The following is a 20,251-nucleotide window of genomic DNA, read 5'->3' on the forward strand; positions in this document are numbered from 1 at the left end:
GCGCTCGCACAACGAAATCTGAAGCCCAGATCCGTAAGCTTTGAACGGGACACGAGACAGGGTGGCAGCAGCAATGGTGCGTGGATGGCAGGGAGCAATGGTGGCCGGCATGATGCTGGCGGGCATGGCGCAGGCGCAGCAGGTGCCGCCGGCACAGGTGCCGGTGGTCGACACCGCCGCACAGGCCGAGGTGGCGCAGGACACACTGCCGCCGCCCACTCAGGCTGACGGCAATGTCACCACGCTGGGCGAAGTGCGCGCGCTCAAGCCTGAGGAGGACGAGCCGCTGGACCTGTACCGCTTCAAGAACCCGGTCCAGGCCCAATCCAACCGCTTCAGCAAATCCTGGAGCGAGCCGCCCACGCCCGAGCAGGTCAGCATGAGCGGTGGTTACCTGATGATGGGCATCAACTACGGGCTGATGGCGGCCGCCAAGGGCCTGCACAAGCTCACCAATGGCCGCGACCAGATTCAGTCGGCCATCGCCCGGCCGCCCCCGGAGCTGACCGAGCAGCAGCAACGCCGTGCCGCTGCGTTCTGCGAGGCCGGCGATTGCGTGGAAGAGGAGCGGTGAGGGGAGCCGGAAGCGTGGCAGTGCTCTAAAGCCCCTCTCCCGCGAGCGGGAGAGGGGTTGGGGTGAGGGCAGATCGAGATCAGCTCAAATGACTGAATCGCAGGCAGGTCCGAAGTAGACGCGAAGCTTCGGAAAGCAGCAAAAGCGCACCCTCATCCGCCCCTGCGGGGCACCTTCTCCCGCTCGCGGGAGAAGAGTAGGGAATCCGGCATTGGTAATCCCTGCCAAGCTTCGGCCCGAATCAGACCGTGTTTCGGAATGCGCACGGGCTCCAGCCAAGGCGCCTTCTATCCGTGTGCAATCAAGCCCATGCGTTTAAAGTAGCCGCCATGATTAAAGAACAGATTCCCGGCGGCCTGCTCATCGCCATCGAAGGCATTGATGGCGCTGGCAAAACCACCCTTGCGCACGCACTGGCCCGTGTCCTGGAAACCGCAGGTGCCACGGTCGTGCTGGGCAAGGAGCCGACCAATGGCCCCTGGGGCACGCGCCTGCGCGAAAGCGCCGCCACCGGCCGCCTGAGCCCGGAGCAGGAAGTCGAATTCCTGCTGCATGACCGTCGCCAGCACGTCGAGGACGTCATCCAGCCAGCGCTCGCGCGTGGTGAGGTGGTCATCCTGGACCGCTATTTCCCGTCAATGGTGGCCTACCAGGGCGCTGCCGGTTTGCCACTGGACGAGATGCTGCACGCCAACGACTTCGCCCCGCGCCCGCATCTGCTGCTCTTGCTGGACCTGGCCCCGGAGCAGGGCCTGGCGCGCATCCGCGCCCGCGGCGACAAGCCCAATCACTTCGAGACCGCGCAGAACCTGGAGCGCTGCCGGGTGATCTTCCAGCAGCTGGACCTGCCCCACAAACACGTCGTCGACGCCAGCCAGAACGAAGCCCAGGTGCTTCGCGTCGCGCATGCCGCTATTGCCGAGGCATTGGCTACGCGTATTGAAGACGGCAGTGATGACGCAGCGGAGACCACTCGCAAGATCGCGCGCCTGACGGCAGCAGACATACGCTGAGTCACGACGCGTGCGGAAGACAGTTCGGCAGGACGCCGAACTGCACGGTGAAGTCGCCCGAAGCGTGAGGCACAGGGAGGTGCCGAGTGCAGGTGTTCTGAAAGGGCGGATGAGGGCGCTTGCAACGCGGTTGTTGTTTGCGCGGCCGGGCAGAAGAACGCGTGAAAATCCGCGTTCCTGCTGCCTTCGACCCACGCAGCGCTACGAAGAAACGCCGGCCAGCGCCGCGTACATCACCACAAACACCACCAGCCAGAAATAAATGCTGCCGATGAACAGGTAGCGCGGCAGTGTCACCCACCAGCGCCCGCCGTACACGCGCTGCTGCATCCACAGCAGATAGACCGGCACGCCCAGCCACAGCGCCACGTAGATGCAGTCACCAATGACGTTGACCACCGGGTTGCCGATGGCGCCAGTGATGCCGATCGTCACGAATGTTGCCAACAACACCAGCATCAGCCAGGCATGGCTGTACAGGGCCACCACCAGGTGCTCCAGGTAGCCGATGCCGCGACCGAGATACGCCACGCGCAGCACCAGTGCGAACAACGGCATCAGGAAGAACAGCGCGCCGGGCAGGGCAGTGAGAATGGCCTGGATATACAGGTCTGTCTTGCTGCCCATGCGCTCCACATTGGCATTGGCATTTGCCAGACGACGGTTGATCCAGTTGTTGAAGAACTGCGGCGTGCGGGTGAACACCACCGGGTTGGTTTCCGGATCCCAGGGTTTGCCGTTGATCTGGTAATTGAAGGCGCGGTCCTGCTGTTTGCCGGAGGCGCGCGCTGCCGCCTGTGCCGCGCGCGTCATGGCCGATTCCGTCGTGCTGGTTGCTGCCACTTGCGCTTGTTCGTTGAGTTCGGCCGTTCGCTGCGCGGCAGCGGTATTCAATGCGGCCACGGCGATGGCAAGGCCTGCGGCAGCGGTGGGCGAACCGCTCTTCTGGCTCTCGATGGCCGCCACTTGCGCGGCACGCAGTGTCTCCACTTCCGCAGTGGTCTTGGCTGTTGCAAAAGCCGCATCGCCGCCGCTCACATTGAAATCATCGGCATGCAGCGTCAGTTTGCCGACGAAGAAGGTGAACAGGGTGAGGATCAGGAACAACCGCAGCGGCTGCACATAGCCCACGCGGTGGCCTTTGAGATAGTTGACCGCCACCCGGCCGGGCACCAACAGGTCACGCAGGGTGCGGAAGATGCGCCCGTCCAGATGCCAGAACGACTCAAATACCTCCTCGATCGCATGGCCGACGTGCTTGAGCGGGTTGTGCGCCGACTGCCCGCAAGCGTGGCAGTAATGGCCATGCAGCGCGGTACGGCAGTTGTCGCAGGCGCCATGGCGGTGCGGCGCATCTTCGGTAACAGCGTGTTGCTCGGTAACGGGCAAAGCGTCGGTCTGGCTCATTGGCGAACGGCAGGCGGCTGACAGAAGCCGCATACGATAACGGTGTTTGCCAGCGGTGTTCAGCATCAGGTCTCAAAGCCGATGCGGAAGGTGGAGCGGGAGCTGGAACTGGAGCTGGAGCTGGAGCTGGAACTGGAGCTGGAGTTGGAGCTGGAGCCCCTCTCCCGCAAGCGGGAGAGGGGTTGGGGTGAGGGCGCTTTTGATCTAGACCTGTTACCGCTCCAACCCCCTGATGCCACCACTCACCAACGATCACCCCACGCCCATCAATCCAATCCACCGCTGATCAATACAGTCATCTCAATACCAACCCGATCATGCTGGAAGCCGTCCCTGCGCATGCCGTACCGTGTACCGCACACCACAAGGACACCGCCTGCCCATGGACGTCGCCCCACAATCCCCGCAACGCTCGCATCGGCTGGGCCTGATGTCGCTGCTGATGCCGTTGGTCTCGCTGGTGGTGGGCTTCATCGCCGTATCGGTGATCCATGGCGGGCTGGAGAAATTGGCCGCCGGGTTGATCATCACCATCGGCGGCGGCGTGATCGGCACCTGCCTTGGCATCGCCTCACGCTGGCGCAAGGAAAGCCGCGAATGGATGGGCTACGTCGGCACACTCATCAACGGCCTGATGGCGTTGGTGTTGTTTCTGTAGAAGGCTTGAAGCGGCCCAGCTCAAAGCCAACCGTGGGCTGGATGGAGCGGAGCGAAATCCCGGCAGCAATGATGCCCGGCATGGGTCTTCGCAGGCCTTTGCCGGGCATCTTTGGTTAGATGCTGACCGCAGCGCCGGGCACCGGGCGTTGGCGCAGATCCTCCTCCAACGCGGCAGCCCGCTTGCGGGCCTGGCCGAGCCGCAGGTACAGCAACACGCCGTGATAGCACGCCAGTAGTGCGGCCAGCAGGAACCATAGGCTGTTGATCACTGACTCCCCGGCGGGGTCCCTCACGGTCGAGGTGTCTATCTCCAGACGTAAACCGCCTGCCTCCTCATAACGGTCAATGATCAAGCCATTGATCTCGAAAGGCACCGGATTGGCGGCAAACGTGCGGGCCAACTCCCAGTGCTCTGACAAGTCGCTTATGTCAGTGGATGATGGGTAAGTGGGGAGTTGCGGGGTGTTGATCTGGAGGTCGTGTGGTGCGATCAACACCACGCCGGCCTGCTGCATGGACAACAAGTGCGGAGCCAATTCCTGCAGTTTCCGCAGTAGATACTGATTGGCATGCCTCTGCGCGACGCTGCGAAGCGCATCAACATCGCTCGCTCGCATGCCCACGAAGTCATCATCGGTTTCGGCCAGGTTGCGTAGCTCACGTGCCAGCAATGGCCAAGTATTCAATGCAACGTTGGAACCATCGTTCATGCGCGCACCGAGAGCTTCTACCAACTCGCGTTGCAGCCCATGACAATCCTCAAGGCCTGCTTTGCAGGCTTGCTCCGCCGAGTCGATCATGTCGGACAGCCCGAAGAGAATCATGTTGGGCTTGTTCTGCCGGACCAAGTAGGCATCAAGCGAGTCATCGCCAAGCGGAACTACCAACTCGGCCAATGCCGCTCTCGGGTCATTGATTGCCTCCAGAAAATCAGGGTGCCCGAGCTTTGCAATGGCTTCAGGTAAGTTGACCTCCGGTAGATTCACGGGCTGTGCGCCCCAGCGGACGCGGCTGCAATCTGGCAGCACCACCACTTCCGTGCTGCCTGTCAGTTCAGTCAGTGCCAGTTCGCAATATGCCTGGCCTTGTACCTGGATGCGGTCCCCAGGGTGGGGCGGATTCTGCAGCAGGGACGCCGCCGAATTGTCGGTGCGTGTTTCGCCAGAAAACACGCTATGCCACGCGAGCGGTACGTCATGGGCAAGACCATTGCTGTTTAGCACGGCAAGGAACATGCCGAGTACTGCGACCACGAGCAAGGTGACATTCCGATGCCAGCGCACCTTTGGAAATCGGCGTTGCTCATCGGCCAATGACCAGCCCTTGCCCAGACCCAATACGCGGAGGTCTCGCGTACGGATATCCATATGCAGAACTTCACCGAAGGGAATGCGGCCGGAAAGCAACCAATGGCCAGGCATATCCAAAGGTTCGGAGTCACCCAGAAAAAGAAGCGTTCCGTCGTGATTGCCCTTGTGCGACACCGTGTCGACAACGGTTAGTGGTCCACGGACCTGATTGACGTTACCGGGACGTTCGGATTGGGTTGCCGGCTTTCTGGACAGCCACATTGCCAATCCCACGGGGATGCTGGCCAGCAGCAAGGTTAGCCCCCAGCTGAAAAGCCCGATGCTGCCAAACCATAACAGCAGGAAACTTGCCAGCCACAGGACTGCGGGAAGGAAGCCCTTGTCTTCCTTGCGACGCTCGTCAATCTCCTCAGCGTTCTCCTTGCGCTGCGCCAGTATCTCAACAGCCCCCAGTGTTTGGTTGGTGTCTGTCGCTTCTACAGCCGCAGTGTTTTGAGGGCCTGTTTGGGCAGCGTTGGCCGCTGACATCTCTGCCATGGCCGGTGAGGCTGGCATGGTATGACCTGCTTCCCACGCACTTTGTTTGGCGTGCTGCTCCTGGTGACGCTTGTACCCTTCCACCACATGGAAATCGTTGAGCCGAACCACGATGGCCAACTTGGCGGTGACGACAACTTCGGCCTCGTTGTGAACATCCAGAAAGGACAGGGCGTCATAGGGGAGCAGTACTTCCACGCCACCAATCGTGTCGTGCATGGTTTCGCCGCCGTTGGTCGATAACCCATGCCTTGCGTAGCTGCCGCTAAGACGGTGCACCTGGCCGCTGACGAAGTTGACCTGCAGCGTTCGCCGCATTGGCTCCAACGCCTGGCGCTCATCCTCGTCCAGCGTGCGAAACGATGGTGTCTCGCGTAGCGCCTGCAATGCGTCGCGGTCTTCGCCGCGACGAGACCAGTAGGTGATGGCGCTGATCAACGCGGCAACCAGAACCGCAATATTGAACACCATGATCATGGTGTTCATGCCGCGCGCCCATGGTTATTGGGGCGGGGCCGTGATGGCAAAGAAAAAAGCAATGCGCCCTGGGCGCGTGACGTCATGTCAGGCATAGCTCCCTCCGATGGAGCAGCTCGTAGCGGCTGTAGTCTGCATGACCGGGTAGTGAGCAGCAACGCATGGAGTGACTTGAAGCGCAATCGTCAGAGCGCAATTGTGATTTGGCGCTTGTCCCTGCCGGTCGCAGGGATAGCTGCCTGCGCTTTATCAAAACGCAGGAGAACGTGGGGCTGGCGCCTGATTGCGGGCGTAGGAACGGCCTTCTTGCCGTGAAATCTGCGTTATCTGCCCGCTTGGGGAGCGATCACAGGCGCAGCAATGCAATCGCTGCAGGTTGCCGCTGCAAACGGGCGGCTTTTTCCCCAATCCTGCCCCTTCGCTTTGCAAAAGGAAGGGTGCGAAAGCGAGACCGTTGCGGCCCCGCGTGGTTGTTCGGCGTTATCGAGCGACGCAGCTCAACCGCCAAACGCAGCCTTGAACTCCGCCAGCTGCTCCTGCAACTCCGCTACGGTCGCTTCCAGCTGCTGCACGCGTGCTTCCAGCGCACTGTTGTCCGCCGCAGCGCCTGCTGCAGCCGATGACGATTTATAGGTTTCGGCCAGTGCGTCCATATCCAGCGGGCCGCACATCAGGTGCATGTAACGGTCTTCGCGCTGGCCACCGGCGCGCGGCAGTTGTACGACCAGGCCGCGCTGCTGCAGGCGTTCGAGCTGGTGACGCAGGTCGGCGGTGTCGGCGAATTTGGCCATGCGCTCGCTGCGGGTGCTCAGCTCGCCGATGGTCTGCGGGCCGCGCAGCAACAGCAATCCGAGCAGGGCCACGCGCTGGCGCGATAGGTCGAGCTTGATGCCGGCCAGGTGTTCATAGCGATCAGCGCGCGAGGAAAAGTGCTGGCGCGCCAGGCCCATGTTCTCCAGCTGGCGCAGCGCGTGCTGCACTTTGCCGGTGTCCAGATTCATCATCGGCTCGCGCGCGGTTTTCTGGTTGGCCGCTACCTGGGTGGCGTTGACGGTGAGCGGGTAGGCGTCCGGCGTGGTCGCTTCCTTCTCGATCAGGCAGCCCAGCGCGCGCGCCTGGGCAGCGTCGAGGAGGGGGAAATTGGGGGCTTGCTGGCTGTCGTCGGTCATTGCTGCTGTTCCGTCACGCGGGGGCGCAAGGATAGCTGGTTCGCTGGCCGGCCCCGCCTGCCGGACCGCCAGCGGGGGCGGGCACGGCGGGGAGCCGGTAAACTTGCCCGGTTTTTGGAAGACTCCTGGTAGTTCCCATGTCCCGATTCCCTGCCTTCACCCTGCTTGCCGGCGCCGTGTTGTCACTGGCCGCCTGCAGTTCGTCCGACCGCCTGACGCGCGTTTCTCCGCCGCCGGCCCCGGTTGCGGCCGCGCCGGCCAATGGTGCCAACGACAATCTCAATGCCGTGCTATGGGTGCAGCGTTCGCAGGAATACCGCGCCAGCGCCTTGCAGACCTGGTTGCTGGCCGGCGAGCAGCTCGACCGCGCGCTGGCCGATCCGACCTGGACCGCGCTGCTGCCAGAAGAGGGCGGCAACCACCAGTCGGGCAAATTGAAGCCGGCCGTGGTGGTGGACGTGGACGAGACCGTGCTGGACAACTCGCCGTATCAGGCGCGTCTGGTGCGTGACGGCAGCAGCTACAACGACGCCACCTGGGCGGAATGGGTGGACGAGCAGAAGGCCGAGCCGGTGCCCGGTGCGGTGCGCTTCGCCCAGCTGGCCGCCTCCAAGGGCGTCACCATGATCTACATCAGCAACCGCACCGCGGCGATGAAGGACGCCACCTTGGCCAACCTGCGCAAGGTCGGCTTCCCGGTGGCTGACGACAGCGTCTACCTGGGCCTGGGCATGGACGTGCCGGGCTGCAAGCAGGTGGGCAGCGAGAAGGGCTGCCGCCGCCAGTTAGTGGCGCAGCAGTACCGCGTGCTGATGCAGGTGGGCGACCAGTTCACCGATTTCCTTGAAGTCGAAGACAACACCCTGCCCACGCGTGATGCGCTGCTGGACAAGTACCAGGGCTGGATCGGCTCGCGCTGGTGGATTCTGTCCAACCCTACCTACGGCGGCTGGGAAGGTGCATCGTTCAACAATGCCTGGTCGTTGCCGGCCGATAAGCGCAACGCCGCCAAGCGTGACGCGCTGGAGGTGGCTCGATGAGCCGCGCTCCGCTGCCGCTGCGCAATGACGAGAAGCTGATCTTTGCGCTGGACGTGCCGGGCAAGGCGCAAGCCATCGAGTGGGTGGACCGTCTGGGCGACTCGGTATCGTTCTACAAAATCGGCATGGAGCTGCTGGCTTCGGGTGACTACTTCGAGGTGCTGGACGCGCTGGCCAAGCGCGACAAGCGCGTGTTCGTCGACCTGAAGTTCTTCGACATTCCTGCCACGATCGGCGGTGTTATCCGCCGTTTGTCGCAATGGCCGGTGAGCTACTGCACCATCCACGGCTGGCACCCGGCGATGATGGAAGCCGCTGCGGCGGCCAATACGTCAGACATGCGGGTGCTGGCGGTGACGGTGCTGACCTCGATGGGCCGCCCGGATCTGGCGCAGATGGGCATCGACCGCGAGCCGGTGGACGTGGTGGTGGAGCGCGCACTGGCCGCTCAGCGTGCCGGTATCGATGGCGTCATCGCCTCCGGCCAGGAAGCTGCGCCGATCCGCGCGGCGACCGGTGCCGGTTTCTCCATCGTCTGCCCGGGTATCCGCCCCGGCGGCCCGGTGGGTGATGACCAGCAGCGCACCGTGGGCGTGGCCGAGGCATTTGCCGACGGCGCCGACGCCATCGTGGTGGGCCGGCCGATCCGCCTGGCCGCTGATCCGCGCGCTGCGGCACGGCTGATCCAACAGGAAATTGCAGAGTCATTCAAGTTAAATCAATAACTTACATTATTGTTTATCAAGTGTTGCTTTAACTGAATTCGGCGCGTAGGCTAGCCCTCGTCCGGCTCTGCCGGCGATGCGTCAAACCAGTCCACCGGCCTTGTGCCGGCTTGAGGAGGTCTGTCACCGGTAACGGGGCGGCCTCTTTTTTTTCGATGGTTTTTGGGGCTGCCGCTGGGGCGAGGCCCCAGGCACGCCTGTCTTCCCCCGTCTAAGGAGGAGGTGCCGGATGAGGGGAGCTTTACAGCGAAACTCGGGACGGTCGGGTTGATTGCTTCATCCATCCCCGCCTCCGCTCCCCTGCTTGCCGGAGAGGGGCTTCCAGCGCAAAGGCTCCCATCCTTCCCCACCGTGACGGCCATGCTTGCCGCTGTCATCAGGCTGGCCTCAAGATGCTTCGGCCCTTGGGGAGGATCGCCGCACCATGCAACGCCGTCCATTACGTGCCTGCCAACACCTCGTGCTGCTGTCCCTCTGCACGACGGTGCTGCTCATGGGTTGCAGGCGCGATGCCGAGCCGCTGCCCGGCGCGTCCACCGAGCCCGCGGCGGCGGTACGCCAGCTGGCCAAACACCTGCAGGACAACGACCTGGTGGGCTACGCCCGTGCGGCAGTGCCGCCGGCCCAATACGCCGAGCTGGAAACCGCTTGGGCGCAGGGCCATAGCCGCTGGCCGCTGACCGAACTGCCACTGGATGAAAAACTCCCCGGCTTGTTGGCCACGCTCTCGGAAAAAAACGCCGAGCAGCAGTTGCAGCGCATGTTCAAGGCGCAGTTGGAAGGGCAGGCTGCCAGCGTGCGCCAGGCGGCGCATTCGCTGGAACTGTTTGGCGTGCAGTACATCACCCATCAAGGTGACTACAGCCAGGGCGAACGCGAGCACTACGTGCAGTTGGTTACCGCGCTCAGTGGTTGGGCGCAGGCCGCACCGTTGTCCGACCCCAAGCTGGCCAAAACCAATATCGCCACGCTCACTGCCGCCGCCCGCGCCACGGGCCTGGCGGGCGAAGCCGCCTTCCAGACGGCTGGCATGACCGCCAGCCTGCAGCAGTTGGCGCCATTTGCTGTCGCCATCAAGCAGGTGCTGGCCAGCTACGGGCTGGTGCTGGATGACAGCATCAGCCAGATGCGCACCGGTCTGATCTCCCAGAATGGCGACAACGCCACCGTGCGCGTGCAGTACCCGCTGGCAGGCAAGGAGGTGGACATGCAACTGGAGTTGGTACGGCGGGACAAGCATTGGTACCCGGCGCGCACCGTGAGCGAAGTGGACGCCCTGCTGGCCGCTGCCCGCGCCATTGAGCAAGCCAAGGCCCAGGCCGCTGCCGATGAAGCCGCACTTTCCGAAGCACCGGTGCAGGATGCCCCGGGCAACGCGGACGCATCGGCTAAGCCATAATGGCGCCGATGTCGAAACAGAAATCCCAGCCCGACCAGGGCGAACTGCTTCCGCCGGACGACGCCAACGCGTCGGCCGCCTCTCCTGCTGCCATCGTGCCGAGCCATGGCGCGCGTGGACCGCACGCCCGCGCTGGCCGCCGCCCGCTGTGGGCGCGCCTGCTCGGCAGGTTGGTCGAGCCCTGGTTGGGCCTGAAGATCGAGCCCGAACAAGCCGGTGAACACAACGACGGCCGCCCGGTGGTGTACGTGCTGGAGGACTACGGTCTGTCCAACGCGCTCATCCTGGACAAGGCCTGTCGCGACGCAGGCCTGCCCTCGCCATTGGTACCGCTGGCCGGTGACCCCACCGGGCGCAAGCGCGCCTACGTGGCGTTGTCGCGACGCTCCAGCAACAGCGCGCTGATCCCCGAGCAGCGTGGCGCCAAAACCCACTCTGACTCGCTGGCCAAGCTGCTGCAGGCGCACCGCGCCAACCCGGCGCTGGACATCCACCTGGTGCCGGTGTCGATCTTCGTTGGCCGCGCCCCGGACAAGCAGAGCGGCTGGTTCGCCGTGTTGTTCTCGGAAAACTGGGCATTGGTCGGCCGCTTCCGCCGCCTGCTGGCAGTGCTGCTCAATGGCCGCGACACCATCGTCCGCTTCGCACCGCCCGTTTCGCTGCGTGAAACCGTGGACGAGGGGCTGGAGCCGGAGCGCACCGTGCGCAAGCTGCAGCGCGTGCTGCGTACCCATTTCCGTCGCATACGCGAATCGATCATCGGCCCGGATCTGTCCACCCGCCGCCTGCTGGTGGACAAGGTGCTGGAATCGGACTCGGTGCGCGAAGCCATCGCCGTCCAGGCCAAGCGCGACAACACCAAGACCACTGAGGCCTGGAAGAAGGCGCAGAGCTACGCTTGGGAAATCGCTGCCGATTACTCCACGCCGGTGGTGCGATCGGCCAGTTTCATGCTCAGCCACGTCTGGAACCGCATTTACGCCGGCGTGCTGGTGCACCACCTGGACAAGTTCAAGGAAGCCGCGCCCGGGCACGAAGTCGTCTACGTTCCCAGCCACCGCAGCCACATGGACTACCTGCTGCTGAGCTACCTGCTCTACGACCGCGGCATCGTGCCGCCGCACATCTTCGCCGGCATCAATCTCAACCTGCCGGTGGTGGGTACGTTGCTGCGCAAGGGCGGTGCGTTCTTTGCACGGCGCAGTTTCCGCGGCAACCCGCTGTATTCGGCGGTGTTTTCCGAGTACATGGCGCAGCTGGTTTCCGGCGGTTATTCGATCGAGTACTTCGTCGAAGGTGGCCGCTCACGTACCGGCCGCCTGTTGCAGCCCAAGGGTGGCGTGATTTCGATGACGCTGCGCGCGTACCTGCGCCAGCCGCGCAAGCCGGTGCTGTTCCAGCCCATCTACATCGGCTACGAAAAGCTGATGGAGGGCAACAGCTACCTGGACGAGCTGACCGGCCGGCCGAAGGAAAAAGAATCAATCTGGGCGCTGTTGTGGGGCATCCCCAAGGTGCTCAAGCAGAACTTCGGCCAGGTGGTGGTGAACTTCGGTGAGCCCATCGCCCTGACCGACGTGCTGTCCGAGAACGCCCCGGAATGGGACGGCCGGCCGATCTCCGAAGACGAGAAGCCGACCTGGTTGATGAAGACCGTCGACACGCTCGCGCAGCGCATCAATGTGCACGTCAACGCCGCTGCCGACGTCAACCCCATCAACCTGCTGGCGCTGGCGTTGCTGTCCACGCCCAAGCACGCCATGGGCGAGGCCGACCTGATCGCACAGATCGAGTTGAGCAAGAAGCTGCTGGTGGAAATGCCGTACTCCGACCGCGTTACGGTCACCCCGCATTCGCCCGAGCGCATCATCGCCCACGCCGAGGAAATCAACGTCCTCACCCGGGTCAAGCATCCGCTGGGCGATGTGTTGAGTGTCAGTGGCGACACGGCGGTACTGCTGAGTTATTTCCGCAACAACGTCCTGCATCTGTTCACTGCATCGTCGTGGGTGGCATGCTGTTTCCAGAACAACCGCCGCATGAGCCGTGGTGGCTTGCTGCGCCTGGGGCGTGGTTTGTATCCGTTCCTGCAGGCCGAGTTGTTCCTGCCGTGGACCGAGGACGAGTTCGCCGCACGCATCGACCAGACCATCAACGTGTTCGTGCGCGAAGGTCTGCTGCAGCACGTGGGCGAGGACGACGGCGGCATGCTTGCGCGCAGCACTGGCCAGACCGATGAAGTGTTCCGTCTGCGTGCCATTGGTCACTCGCTGCAGCAGGCGTTCGAGCGTTATTACATCGCCATCGCCGTGCTGGTGAAAAACGGCCCGGGCACGCTTGGCGCCGCCGAACTGGAAAGCCTGTGCCAACAGGCCGCGCAGCGCCTGAGCCTGCTGTACGCACCGGCTGCGCCGGAGTTCTTCGACAAATCCCTGTTCCGTGGCTTCATCCAGAAAATGCGCGAACTGCGCCTGGTGTGGCCGGACGAGAACAGCAAGCTGTTGTTCGATGACCGTCTCGATGCCTGGGCCAAGGACGCCAAATTCATCCTCGGCCGCGAACTGCGCCACACCATCGAACGTGTGAGCCCGGAAGCGGTGAAGCCGGCGGAGCCGCCGGTTTCGTAAAAGCGGTTTGAAATTCAAAGGACCAAACACAGGACGTGGACAGTGCTTATGAATGAGAAGACGAATAAGACGGCAGGTGCAGTCGAAGGGCTGCCTGCCCTGGAAGGTGCGGTGGTTCGTCGTACCTGGCATGAAGGCCAATGGTGGTTTGCGGTAGTCGATGTTGTGGCGGCTCTGACGCAATCGCCCAATCCGGCCGGGTATCTGCGTGACCTTCGCCAGCGCGATGAATCGCTTTCCCGCAGCTGGGAAGCGCTGGTCACGCCTTTGCGCGCTGAGACGCCCGGTGGCCCGCAATTGTTGAACTGCGCCACCCTGGAGGGTGTGCTACGTATCATCCAGTCGATCCCCTCGACGCGGGCCGAGCCATTCAAGCTCTGGCTGGCCAAGGTGGGCAATGAGCGCCTCGAAGAAGCCAGCGCAAACGACTTCGGCGCACTGAGCGAAGCGCAGCGCCGCCTGTTGTTGCGTGAGCAGATGAGCGAACACAACAAGGAGCTGGCTGCTGCCGCCAGGCAAGCAGGTGTGGAATCACCGCTGGACTACGCCGTCTTTCAGGATCATGGCTACAAGGGTTTGTATGGCGGCTTCGGTGCGAAGGATATCCATGCGCACAAGGGGTTGAAGAAGAGTCAGAAGATTCTTGACCACATGGGCAGCACTGAACTGGCAGCCAATCTGTTCCGCGCCACACAGACGGAAGAGAAGCTCAAACGTGATCAGGTGAGCGGCAAAGCCGCGGCCAATCGCACCCATCAGCAGGTGGGTGAGAAAGTCCGCAAAACCATCCAGGAGCTGGGCGGCACCTTGCCCGAAGCTTTGCCTAAGCCAGAAAAGAGCATCCAGCAGATTCAGCAGGCAATGACGCCCAAGTTGAGCAAGGGCAAACCCAAAGCGGGCTGACGGGGCTTCTGGTCTTGATAATCAACCGCTTGGACAAAGGGGGGGGGCAAATTGCCCCCCCCCTTTTGTGGTTCCGCGAACCGGAAGCGTGCCACGCGAAACGCCACCCTCACCGTGAATACGATGGCAGGCTACCCCGGCGATTTGGCCACAATCGTGTCGGCTAGCGCTGACGGGTATGCCAACAGCGTGCGGGTGTGGTCGCGCGGGAATAGGACATCACGGTTGGTACAGCGTTGGGTCAGTTGATGATTCTTTACGACAAAAACCGTTGAGCGCGGTCAGCGCTTGATCGGGAACTGAACGGGATGCTTCACACCGTGCCGTGCTGGCACGGGGTAGGCATCAGGCCGGCTCGTCCGGGACCAACATGCATTCCAGTTGGCTGATGCAGTCCTTGAGCTGCAGCTTGCGCCGCTTCAGCCGCTTGGCTTCCAGCTCATCGTCGGGATTGGCGGCCAGGCGCGCGATGCGTTCATCCAGTCCGCGGTGTTCGCTCCGCAGAAGAATGATGCGCTGGCTGATTTCGGCGGGCGTCATGGTCTCCACGGGCGTTGAGCATACACAGTTGCGATGACCGGTGAGAGGCCCCCTCGCCAGCCGGTAGAATGCCCTGATGATTTCGGCTCTCCCCCTGTCCGCCCCCGTGCCGCGCACGCGTGATTCGCGTGCGGTTGAACGCGGGCACCACAAGCTCGGCAAACGGTTGCGCCGTCAGGTGGGGCAGGCCATTGCCGACTTCGGCATGATCCAGGCCGGCGACAAGGTGATGGTTTGCCTGTCCGGCGGCAAGGACAGCTACACGTTGCTGGACGTGCTGTTGCAGCTGCAGAAGAAGGCGCCGGTGCCGTTCGAGCTGGTGGCGGTGAACCTGGACCAGAAGCAGCCCGGCTTTCCCGAGCATGTACTGCCGCACTACCTGGGCGCGCTGGGCGTGCCGTTCCAGATCATCGAGCAGGACACGTATTCCGTCGTCAACCGGTTGATCCCGGAAGGCAAAACGATGTGCTCGCTGTGTTCACGCATGCGCCGCGGTGCGTTGTACAACCACGCGCAACGCCACGGTTTCACCAAGATCGCGCTGGGCCACCATCGTGACGACAGGGTGGCGACGTTTTTCATGAATCTGTTCCACCACGCAAAGATTTCCAGCATGCCGCCCAAGCTGCTCAGCGACGACGGCAAGCATGTGGTGATCCGCCCACTGGCGTATGTGAGTGAGAGCGACATCATCGACTACGCCGCTGCACGCAGCTTCCCCATCATTCCCTGCAACCTGTGCGGCAGCCAGGAGAACCTGCAGCGCCGTCAGGTGAGTTTGATGATGCAGCAGTGGGAGGCGCAACATCCCGGGCGCATCGAGCAGATTTCACGCGCGCTGGGCAACATTCAGCCATCGCAGATGGCCGATGCCACGTTGTTCGATTTCATGGCACTGGGCCTTGGCGGCGATGCGCCGCTTCATGGTGCGCAACCGTGGTTGATGGGCGATGACCCGCCAGACGTTCAAGACGCCACGCTCCCTTTGGGAGGCGTTGGCGTACCGCAATAATTTCAGCAGTGCTGCTTCGCCCCATCTTTGTCCGTCTTTCGGGCACCTTCTCCCAAGGGGAGATGCGGGGCACCCCGGTTTTTTCGCATTTCTCTTTCCCTGTTTCCCTTTCCCGGCACCCAATTCATGTTCTTCAAAAATCTCACGCTGTTCCGTTTTCCTACATCCATTGATTTTTCCGAGGTCGATACGCTGTTGCCGCAGGTGATACTCAAGCCGGTCGGTGCGCTGGAAATGACTTCGCGTGGCTTCATCTCGCCGTTTGGCCGTGAAGAAAAGCTGCAGTTCTCGCACCGCCTGGGCGACGCGCTGTGGCTGACCGTCGGCGGCGAAGACAAGATCCTACCCAGCGTCGTGGTCAACGATCTGCTCGCACGCAAGTTGGAGGAAATCGAAGAGAAGGAAGGCCGCAAGCCGGGCGGCCGCGAGCGCAAGCGTCTGAAGGACGACCTGCTGCATGAACTGTTGCCGCGTGCGTTTGTGAAGAGTTCGCGTACCGATGCCCTCCTTGACCTGCAACACGGCTACGTCGCGGTGGATACCTCCAGCCGCAAGACCGGCGAAAACGTGATGAGCGATATTCGCGGCATGCTCGGCAGTTTCCCGGCGATGCCGCTGAATGCGGAAGTGGCGCCACGCGCGATCCTCACCGCCTGGATTGCCGGCGAGCCGCTGCCGGAAGGCCTGAGCCTGGGTGAAGAGTGCGAGATGAAGGACCCGGCCGAAGGCGGCGCGGTGGTCAAGTGCCAGCACCAGGAACTGCGTTGCGACGAGATCGACAAGCACCTGGACGCTGGCAAGCAGGTCACCAAGCTGGCGTTGATTTTCGAGGACAACCTGTCCTTCGTGCTTGGCGAAGACCTCATCGTGCGCAAGCTCAAGTTCCTGGACGGCGCGCTGGACCAGCTGGAGCACATCGACGAGGACGGCCGTCGTGCCGAACTGGACGCACGCTTCGCGTTGCAGAGCGGTGAAATCCGCCGCTTGTTCCTGCTGCTGGAGCAGGCGTTCAAACTGAGCAAGGCCGACAGCTGAACCGAATCGCGTCTACCCGGATCCGTAACAGCGACGGGGCTATGCTGTGAGCATGGGCCGTCTGTTCCGTCAGTTGATCGCACCCGCCGCGCCGGTGATCCAGCGCGACACGGTGCGGTTGCGCTTGGACGACGCCGAGATAGATGTGCTGCGCGTGCGCGATCCGCGTGCGCGCCGGCTCAAGCTCAGCGTTGATGAGCGCGGCGCACGGCTGACCATGCCGCTGCGCGCAAGCCTGATATCCGGCGAACGTTTCCTGCAGGCCAATCGGCAATGGTTGCAGCAGCAGTTGGCGCGGCTGGGTGGCGATGGCCTGATGGCACCGCCGCTGCGGCTGCGTGAGCCCGGCATGTTGCCGTTGCGCGGTGAACTGTTGCCGGTGCAATGGCAGGAAGGCCGTTTCACCCGCATCGAGATCGGTGCCGAGGGCGTTTGCATCCAGATGCCCGCGCGCGCCGGCGAACAGGCGTTGCGCCGCGCGCTGCGCGAATTCTATGAAGCGCAGACGCGTGCCGATGTCGGCCAGTGGTTGCCTCGCTATTTGCCCAGCCTGTCCCGCGCGCCGGCGCGGTTGCGCGTCAAGGTGATGTCCTCGCAATGGGGTTCACTGGCGCCGGATGGCTCGATGGCACTGGACCTGGCGTTGGTGCTGGGCCGGTCGTTGGCATTTGAGTACGTGTTGGTGCACGAGCTGTGTCACCTGCTGCAGGCCAATCACTCGCCGGTTTTCTGGGCCGAGGTGGAAGCGCGCTTCCCGCACTGGGAGCAGGAGCGCGATTACCTGCGTGTGGAAGGGCGCAAGCTCAAGAGCACGCTGCATCAGTTGTTGCAGGTACGCCAAGAGGCTTGAGTTTCAGCGGAGGTGTTATCGCTCCGGGTTTCCCGTCGCCTGCGCGAAAGAGAGAGGACTGAATCCGGTTTCGCGGTGCTTTCACCGTGTGCACGAACCGTCCTCTCCCTTTTCCGAAGGCGCGGGGAGGGCGGCTTACCGGCCCTCCCATAGAAGCGTCACGTCCGCAGGTCAGGCCGTCCGACGCCGTGATGCTGCAGCAACGCCATCAACGCCATCAACGCCATCAACGCCGGAATACCGAAACACCGACACCGCGCCGGCCAACGTTTCGGCCTGCTGTTCCATGGACCGTGCCGCCGCGCTGGCCTCTTCCACCAGCGCCGCATTCTGCTGCGTGGTTTCGTCCATCTGCACGACGGTGTAATTGACCTGCTCGATGCCGGACGATTGTTCCTGCGATGCCGCTGCAATGCGGGTCATCAGTTCAGTCACTTCCTGCACCGAGGTGACGATTTCATCCATGGTGCTGCCAGCACGCGCCACCAATGCTGCGCCATCGTCGACCTTGCTCATGGAGTCATCGATCAAGCCCTTGATCTCGCGTGCCGCCGTGGCTGAGCGTTGTGCCAGCGTGCGCACTTCCGATGCCACCACGGCAAAGCCGCGTCCCTGGTCACCGGCGCGTGCGGCTTCCACCGCTGCATTCAGTGCCAGGATGTTGGTCTGGAAAGCGATGCCATCAATCACCGAAATGATCTCGGCAATGCGGTGCGAAGAATGCTCGATGGCCCGCATGGTGCTGACCACCTGGCCCACCACGTCGCCGCCGCGTGCGGCCACATCGGCCGTGCCGACCGCCAGCGTGTTGGCGTGGCGCGCGGACTCGGCGTTCTCGCGCACGGTGGCAGTCAATTCCTCCATCGACGCAGCGGTCTCTTCGAGACTGGCAGCCTGCTGCTCGGTGCGACGTGACAGATCATCGTTGCCGCTGGCGATTTCGCGCGCGGCCGTGGTGATCGACTGCGAGCATTGCTTGATCTGACCGATGATGCTGGCCAGACGCTCGGCGGTAAGGTTGGCATCGCGCTTCATCGCGTCGAAGTCGCCGGCGTGGTCGCCGGTGATGCGGTGCTCCAGATTTCCTTCGGCCAGCGCGGCAAGCATCGTACGGATTTCGCCAGTGGCGCCGGCCACCGTTTCCAGCAGCTGGTTGATACCAACGGTCAGCGTCTGGATGAAGCCGGCTTCAGTCACCGGCTGCAGGCGTTGGGCAAGGTCGCCGGCGGTGGCGGCAGCGACGATGCTGGCCACGCTGTTTTCCAGCTGCAGCTCCAGGGTGCGATCGATCCACTCCACGGCATAGCCGCTGCGGCTGCCATCGGCGTTGAATACCGGCGTCACCACCTGGCCGAAATGCACATCACCGATGCGGATAAGACCGTTGTGCGGTCGTTGCAGCTGGTCGAGCATGCCGCGGATGCGCGCCGGGTTGGCGTGGAAGCGATGGATGCTGCTGCCGATGAGCGTGTCCACGTCGAAGTCGGGAAACGCACGGCGCAGTGTCTCCTGCTGGTTGCGCAGCAATGCGACCACCGAGCGGTTTACGTAGCGGATGATGTGGTCGTGATCGGCAATCATCATGCCGGTGCGCGAGGCATCCAGCGACGCGCGGATCTGGGCGTTCTCGTGATGCAACGCCAGCTCAAGTTGCTGGCGCTGATGCAACTGCATCTGCATTCGCAACACGCCGTCAGCCAATGTGCCGGGCGCAAATGGCGTGGTGCCAATGACATCGCGTGCGTCATCGCCACTGGCGATGGCATCCACCAGCGCACGCAACGTGGCCGGAGCTGCACCCAATGTCTGCACCTGGCGACGCAGTTGCCCGGCCATCACACAGACAAAGCCGGCTTCCACCACCACGTACAACGCATGCAGCAGCACGATGCTGAAATCGCTGCCTTGTGCGAATGCGTGCACGGGCATTCCGCGCGTCTGCATCCAATAGAAAGCCAGGTGATGCACGGTGACGGCGGTAGCGGCCACGGCCACCGGGATCCAGTCGCGGTAATACAGCAACAGCGCAATCACCACGAACACGCCGAAATGCATTTCCACCAGACCATGCGCCTGCTGGATGGTGGCCGCCACCAAAGCCACCAACACCAGCGCCACAGTGATGCGGCTGAGCAGCGTGCCGGGTGCGAGTTTGAGCTGCACAGCCATCAAGGCCAGCGACGGCAGGCTGATCGCCAGGAAGGGCAACCACTCCCCTGACCACCACGCGATACCCAGCGATGCCAACCCCAGCAACAAACCAAACAGCAGGAACAGCCGGTCAGCGGCGCAGGCCAGCTGTGTGTAATAGGCATCGTGAGGCGATGTGGTGTGCGTGCGAGGGGACATGCGGACTCCGGTTCAACAGGAACAACGGGGGGAAAGGAACAGCGGCGGGCTGCGTTCGGACAGCAGCTCGGGTAATTCGTTGGCGAGTGCGTTGCTGCTTTGAGCGCAAGCCATGCGCTGTGGTGCCAGTGGTCCGGCATAGAGCGGCCGGCCATCGGCAGCCAGTACCAATAATTCGTAGTCGGTGCTGTCGGATGCGCCGAGAGACAGCTCTGCGATGCGCCCGCCATTGGCGCGCATCGCCTGGGCGGTGCTCTGCCAGCTGCGGGTGGAGCTGTCGCAGTCACAACCGGCGCTGCGCAGCCGGATGGCGATCGGCGCGCCATTGCGGGAAGGAAGTTGGTTGCGTGCATCCAGCGCATCCCGCAATGCCAGGACCGCGGTCTCGTCACCCATTGGGCGCTGGCCCAGGCTGGCAAAGCAGGTGGTGATCCAGCCCAACCAGCAGGCGAGCAGGATCAGGCCGGTAATAACACCGGGCCGGAGGGCGGAGAGCGGGGACATTGAATGGTGGGGCTCGCAGTGCCCATTGCGGGCCTGCGGAACATCGTCTCGATAACGGCTATGCCCCCCTATCGGCGGCCAGCGGCCTTACTGAACCGGGCACCGCCGTTGCGGTGCGCG

At 63.1% G+C, this 20,251-nt stretch carries 17 protein-coding genes; 11 read left to right on the forward strand and 6 right to left on the reverse strand.

What is annotated here, in order from left to right:
* Window positions 1–109 precede the first annotated feature (109 nt).
* Both PAN08_RS00475 and tmk read left to right on the forward strand, forming a co-directional pair.
* Complete coding sequence (locus PAN08_RS00475; RefSeq protein ID WP_269791131.1) at window positions 110–574, forward strand: hypothetical protein; 465 nt, start codon at window positions 110–112, stop codon at window positions 572–574.
* Between the two features lie 329 nt (window positions 575–903).
* Window positions 904–1,587: a dTMP kinase gene (gene tmk, locus PAN08_RS00480; RefSeq protein ID WP_269789597.1), complete on the forward strand. Its 684-nt coding sequence runs from the start codon at window positions 904–906 to the stop codon at window positions 1,585–1,587.
* 201 nt (window positions 1,588–1,788) lie between these two features.
* On the opposite strand, the gene PAN08_RS00485 is transcribed toward tmk, so the two are convergent.
* A complete protein-coding gene (locus PAN08_RS00485; RefSeq protein ID WP_269789598.1) occupies window positions 1,789–2,994 on the reverse strand; it encodes a DUF3667 domain-containing protein in 1,206 nt (401 codons plus the stop codon).
* A 382-nt stretch (window positions 2,995–3,376) separates the two neighbouring features.
* Here PAN08_RS00485 and PAN08_RS00490 point away from each other — a divergent pair, with 382 nt between their 5' ends.
* Entirely contained in the window at window positions 3,377–3,652 is a 276-nt protein-coding gene (locus PAN08_RS00490) for a hypothetical protein (protein ID WP_269789599.1), read from the forward strand.
* 115 nt (window positions 3,653–3,767) lie between these two features.
* On the opposite strand, the gene PAN08_RS00495 is transcribed toward PAN08_RS00490, so the two are convergent.
* Window positions 3,768–5,987 carry an IgaA/UmoB family intracellular growth attenuator gene (locus tag PAN08_RS00495; RefSeq protein ID WP_269789600.1) on the reverse strand — a complete coding sequence of 740 codons (2,220 nt, stop codon included), beginning with the start codon at window positions 5,985–5,987 and terminating at the stop codon, window positions 3,768–3,770.
* Between the two features lie 488 nt (window positions 5,988–6,475).
* Window positions 6,476–7,147, reverse strand: coding sequence for a DUF480 domain-containing protein (locus tag PAN08_RS00500; RefSeq protein WP_269789601.1), 672 nt, complete (start codon window positions 7,145–7,147; stop codon window positions 6,476–6,478).
* Window positions 7,148–7,284: 137 nt separating this feature from the next.
* Between PAN08_RS00500 and PAN08_RS00505 the strand changes: the two genes are divergently transcribed.
* The 5 genes from PAN08_RS00505 (at window position 7,285) to PAN08_RS00525 (ending at window position 13,841) form a co-directional block, all read left to right on the forward strand.
* Window positions 7,285–8,187 carry a 5'-nucleotidase, lipoprotein e(P4) family gene (locus PAN08_RS00505; protein ID WP_269789602.1) on the forward strand — a complete coding sequence of 301 codons (903 nt, stop codon included), beginning with the start codon at window positions 7,285–7,287 and terminating at the stop codon, window positions 8,185–8,187.
* On the forward strand, window positions 8,184–8,912 hold the full coding sequence (pyrF, locus tag PAN08_RS00510) for an orotidine-5'-phosphate decarboxylase (protein WP_269789603.1): 729 nt from the start codon (window positions 8,184–8,186) through the stop codon (window positions 8,910–8,912). The genes PAN08_RS00505 and pyrF overlap by 4 nt, the downstream gene beginning before the upstream one ends.
* A gap of 424 nt (window positions 8,913–9,336) precedes the next feature.
* Window positions 9,337–10,311: a hypothetical protein gene (locus PAN08_RS00515; protein WP_269789604.1), complete on the forward strand. Its 975-nt coding sequence runs from the start codon at window positions 9,337–9,339 to the stop codon at window positions 10,309–10,311.
* Window positions 10,311–12,938 carry a glycerol-3-phosphate 1-O-acyltransferase PlsB gene (plsB, locus tag PAN08_RS00520; protein ID WP_269789605.1) on the forward strand — a complete coding sequence of 876 codons (2,628 nt, stop codon included), beginning with the start codon at window positions 10,311–10,313 and terminating at the stop codon, window positions 12,936–12,938. Before PAN08_RS00515 ends, plsB begins: the two co-directional genes overlap by 1 nt.
* 48 nt (window positions 12,939–12,986) lie before the next feature.
* Window positions 12,987–13,841, forward strand: a complete 855-nt coding sequence (locus PAN08_RS00525; RefSeq protein WP_269789606.1) for a BRO family protein — start codon at window positions 12,987–12,989, stop codon at window positions 13,839–13,841.
* A gap of 345 nt (window positions 13,842–14,186) precedes the next feature.
* Here the strand turns inward: PAN08_RS00525 and PAN08_RS00530 are convergent, their stop codons facing one another.
* Window positions 14,187–14,390, reverse strand: a complete 204-nt coding sequence (locus tag PAN08_RS00530; protein WP_269789607.1) for a YdcH family protein — start codon at window positions 14,388–14,390, stop codon at window positions 14,187–14,189.
* A gap of 67 nt (window positions 14,391–14,457) precedes the next feature.
* Between PAN08_RS00530 and ttcA the strand changes: the two genes are divergently transcribed.
* From ttcA to PAN08_RS00545, 3 genes are all read left to right on the forward strand, one after another.
* A complete protein-coding gene (ttcA, locus tag PAN08_RS00535; RefSeq protein ID WP_269789608.1) occupies window positions 14,458–15,393 on the forward strand; it encodes a tRNA 2-thiocytidine(32) synthetase TtcA in 936 nt (311 codons plus the stop codon).
* A 126-nt stretch (window positions 15,394–15,519) separates the two neighbouring features.
* Window positions 15,520–16,428: a recombination-associated protein RdgC gene (locus PAN08_RS00540; protein WP_269789609.1), complete on the forward strand. Its 909-nt coding sequence runs from the start codon at window positions 15,520–15,522 to the stop codon at window positions 16,426–16,428.
* Window positions 16,429–16,480: 52 nt separating this feature from the next.
* Window positions 16,481–17,278, forward strand: coding sequence for a SprT family zinc-dependent metalloprotease (locus PAN08_RS00545; RefSeq protein ID WP_269789610.1), 798 nt, complete (start codon window positions 16,481–16,483; stop codon window positions 17,276–17,278).
* Between the two features lie 171 nt (window positions 17,279–17,449).
* Here the strand turns inward: PAN08_RS00545 and PAN08_RS00550 are convergent, their stop codons facing one another.
* Both PAN08_RS00550 and PAN08_RS00555 read right to left on the reverse strand, forming a co-directional pair.
* Window positions 17,450–19,627: a methyl-accepting chemotaxis protein gene (locus tag PAN08_RS00550; protein WP_269789611.1), complete on the reverse strand. Its 2,178-nt coding sequence runs from the start codon at window positions 19,625–19,627 to the stop codon at window positions 17,450–17,452.
* 12 nt (window positions 19,628–19,639) lie between these two features.
* Window positions 19,640–20,131 carry a hypothetical protein gene (locus tag PAN08_RS00555; protein ID WP_269789612.1) on the reverse strand — a complete coding sequence of 164 codons (492 nt, stop codon included), beginning with the start codon at window positions 20,129–20,131 and terminating at the stop codon, window positions 19,640–19,642.
* Between the last annotated feature and the right edge of the window lie 120 nt (window positions 20,132–20,251).

It is taken from the genome of Stenotrophomonas sp. Iso1 (assembly GCF_027497995.1).
Taxonomy (GTDB): Bacteria; Pseudomonadota; Gammaproteobacteria; order Xanthomonadales; family Xanthomonadaceae; genus Stenotrophomonas.

Bases quoted from the DNA above. Each gene is read 5' to 3' on its own strand.
- PAN08_RS00475 (WP_269791131.1), top strand. From the start codon at position 110: ATGATGCTGGCGGGCATGGCGCAGGCGCAGCAGGTGCCGCCGGCACAG.
- tmk (WP_269789597.1), top strand. From the start codon at position 904: ATGATTAAAGAACAGATTCCCGGCGGCCTGCTCATCGCCATCGAAGGC.
- PAN08_RS00485 (WP_269789598.1), bottom strand. From the start codon at position 2,994: ATGAGCCAGACCGACGCTTTGCCCGTTACCGAGCAACACGCTGTTACC.
- PAN08_RS00490 (WP_269789599.1), top strand. From the start codon at position 3,377: ATGGACGTCGCCCCACAATCCCCGCAACGCTCGCATCGGCTGGGCCTG.
- PAN08_RS00495 (WP_269789600.1), bottom strand. From the start codon at position 5,987: ATGAACACCATGATCATGGTGTTCAATATTGCGGTTCTGGTTGCCGCG.
- PAN08_RS00500 (WP_269789601.1), bottom strand. From the start codon at position 7,147: ATGACCGACGACAGCCAGCAAGCCCCCAATTTCCCCCTCCTCGACGCT.
- PAN08_RS00505 (WP_269789602.1), top strand. From the start codon at position 7,285: ATGTCCCGATTCCCTGCCTTCACCCTGCTTGCCGGCGCCGTGTTGTCA.
- pyrF (WP_269789603.1), top strand. From the start codon at position 8,184: ATGAGCCGCGCTCCGCTGCCGCTGCGCAATGACGAGAAGCTGATCTTT.
- PAN08_RS00515 (WP_269789604.1), top strand. From the start codon at position 9,337: ATGCAACGCCGTCCATTACGTGCCTGCCAACACCTCGTGCTGCTGTCC.
- plsB (WP_269789605.1), top strand. From the start codon at position 10,311: ATGGCGCCGATGTCGAAACAGAAATCCCAGCCCGACCAGGGCGAACTG.
- PAN08_RS00525 (WP_269789606.1), top strand. From the start codon at position 12,987: ATGAATGAGAAGACGAATAAGACGGCAGGTGCAGTCGAAGGGCTGCCT.
- ttcA (WP_269789608.1), top strand. From the start codon at position 14,458: ATGATTTCGGCTCTCCCCCTGTCCGCCCCCGTGCCGCGCACGCGTGAT.
- PAN08_RS00540 (WP_269789609.1), top strand. From the start codon at position 15,520: ATGTTCTTCAAAAATCTCACGCTGTTCCGTTTTCCTACATCCATTGAT.
- PAN08_RS00545 (WP_269789610.1), top strand. From the start codon at position 16,481: ATGGGCCGTCTGTTCCGTCAGTTGATCGCACCCGCCGCGCCGGTGATC.
- PAN08_RS00550 (WP_269789611.1), bottom strand. From the start codon at position 19,627: ATGTCCCCTCGCACGCACACCACATCGCCTCACGATGCCTATTACACA.
- PAN08_RS00555 (WP_269789612.1), bottom strand. From the start codon at position 20,131: ATGTCCCCGCTCTCCGCCCTCCGGCCCGGTGTTATTACCGGCCTGATC.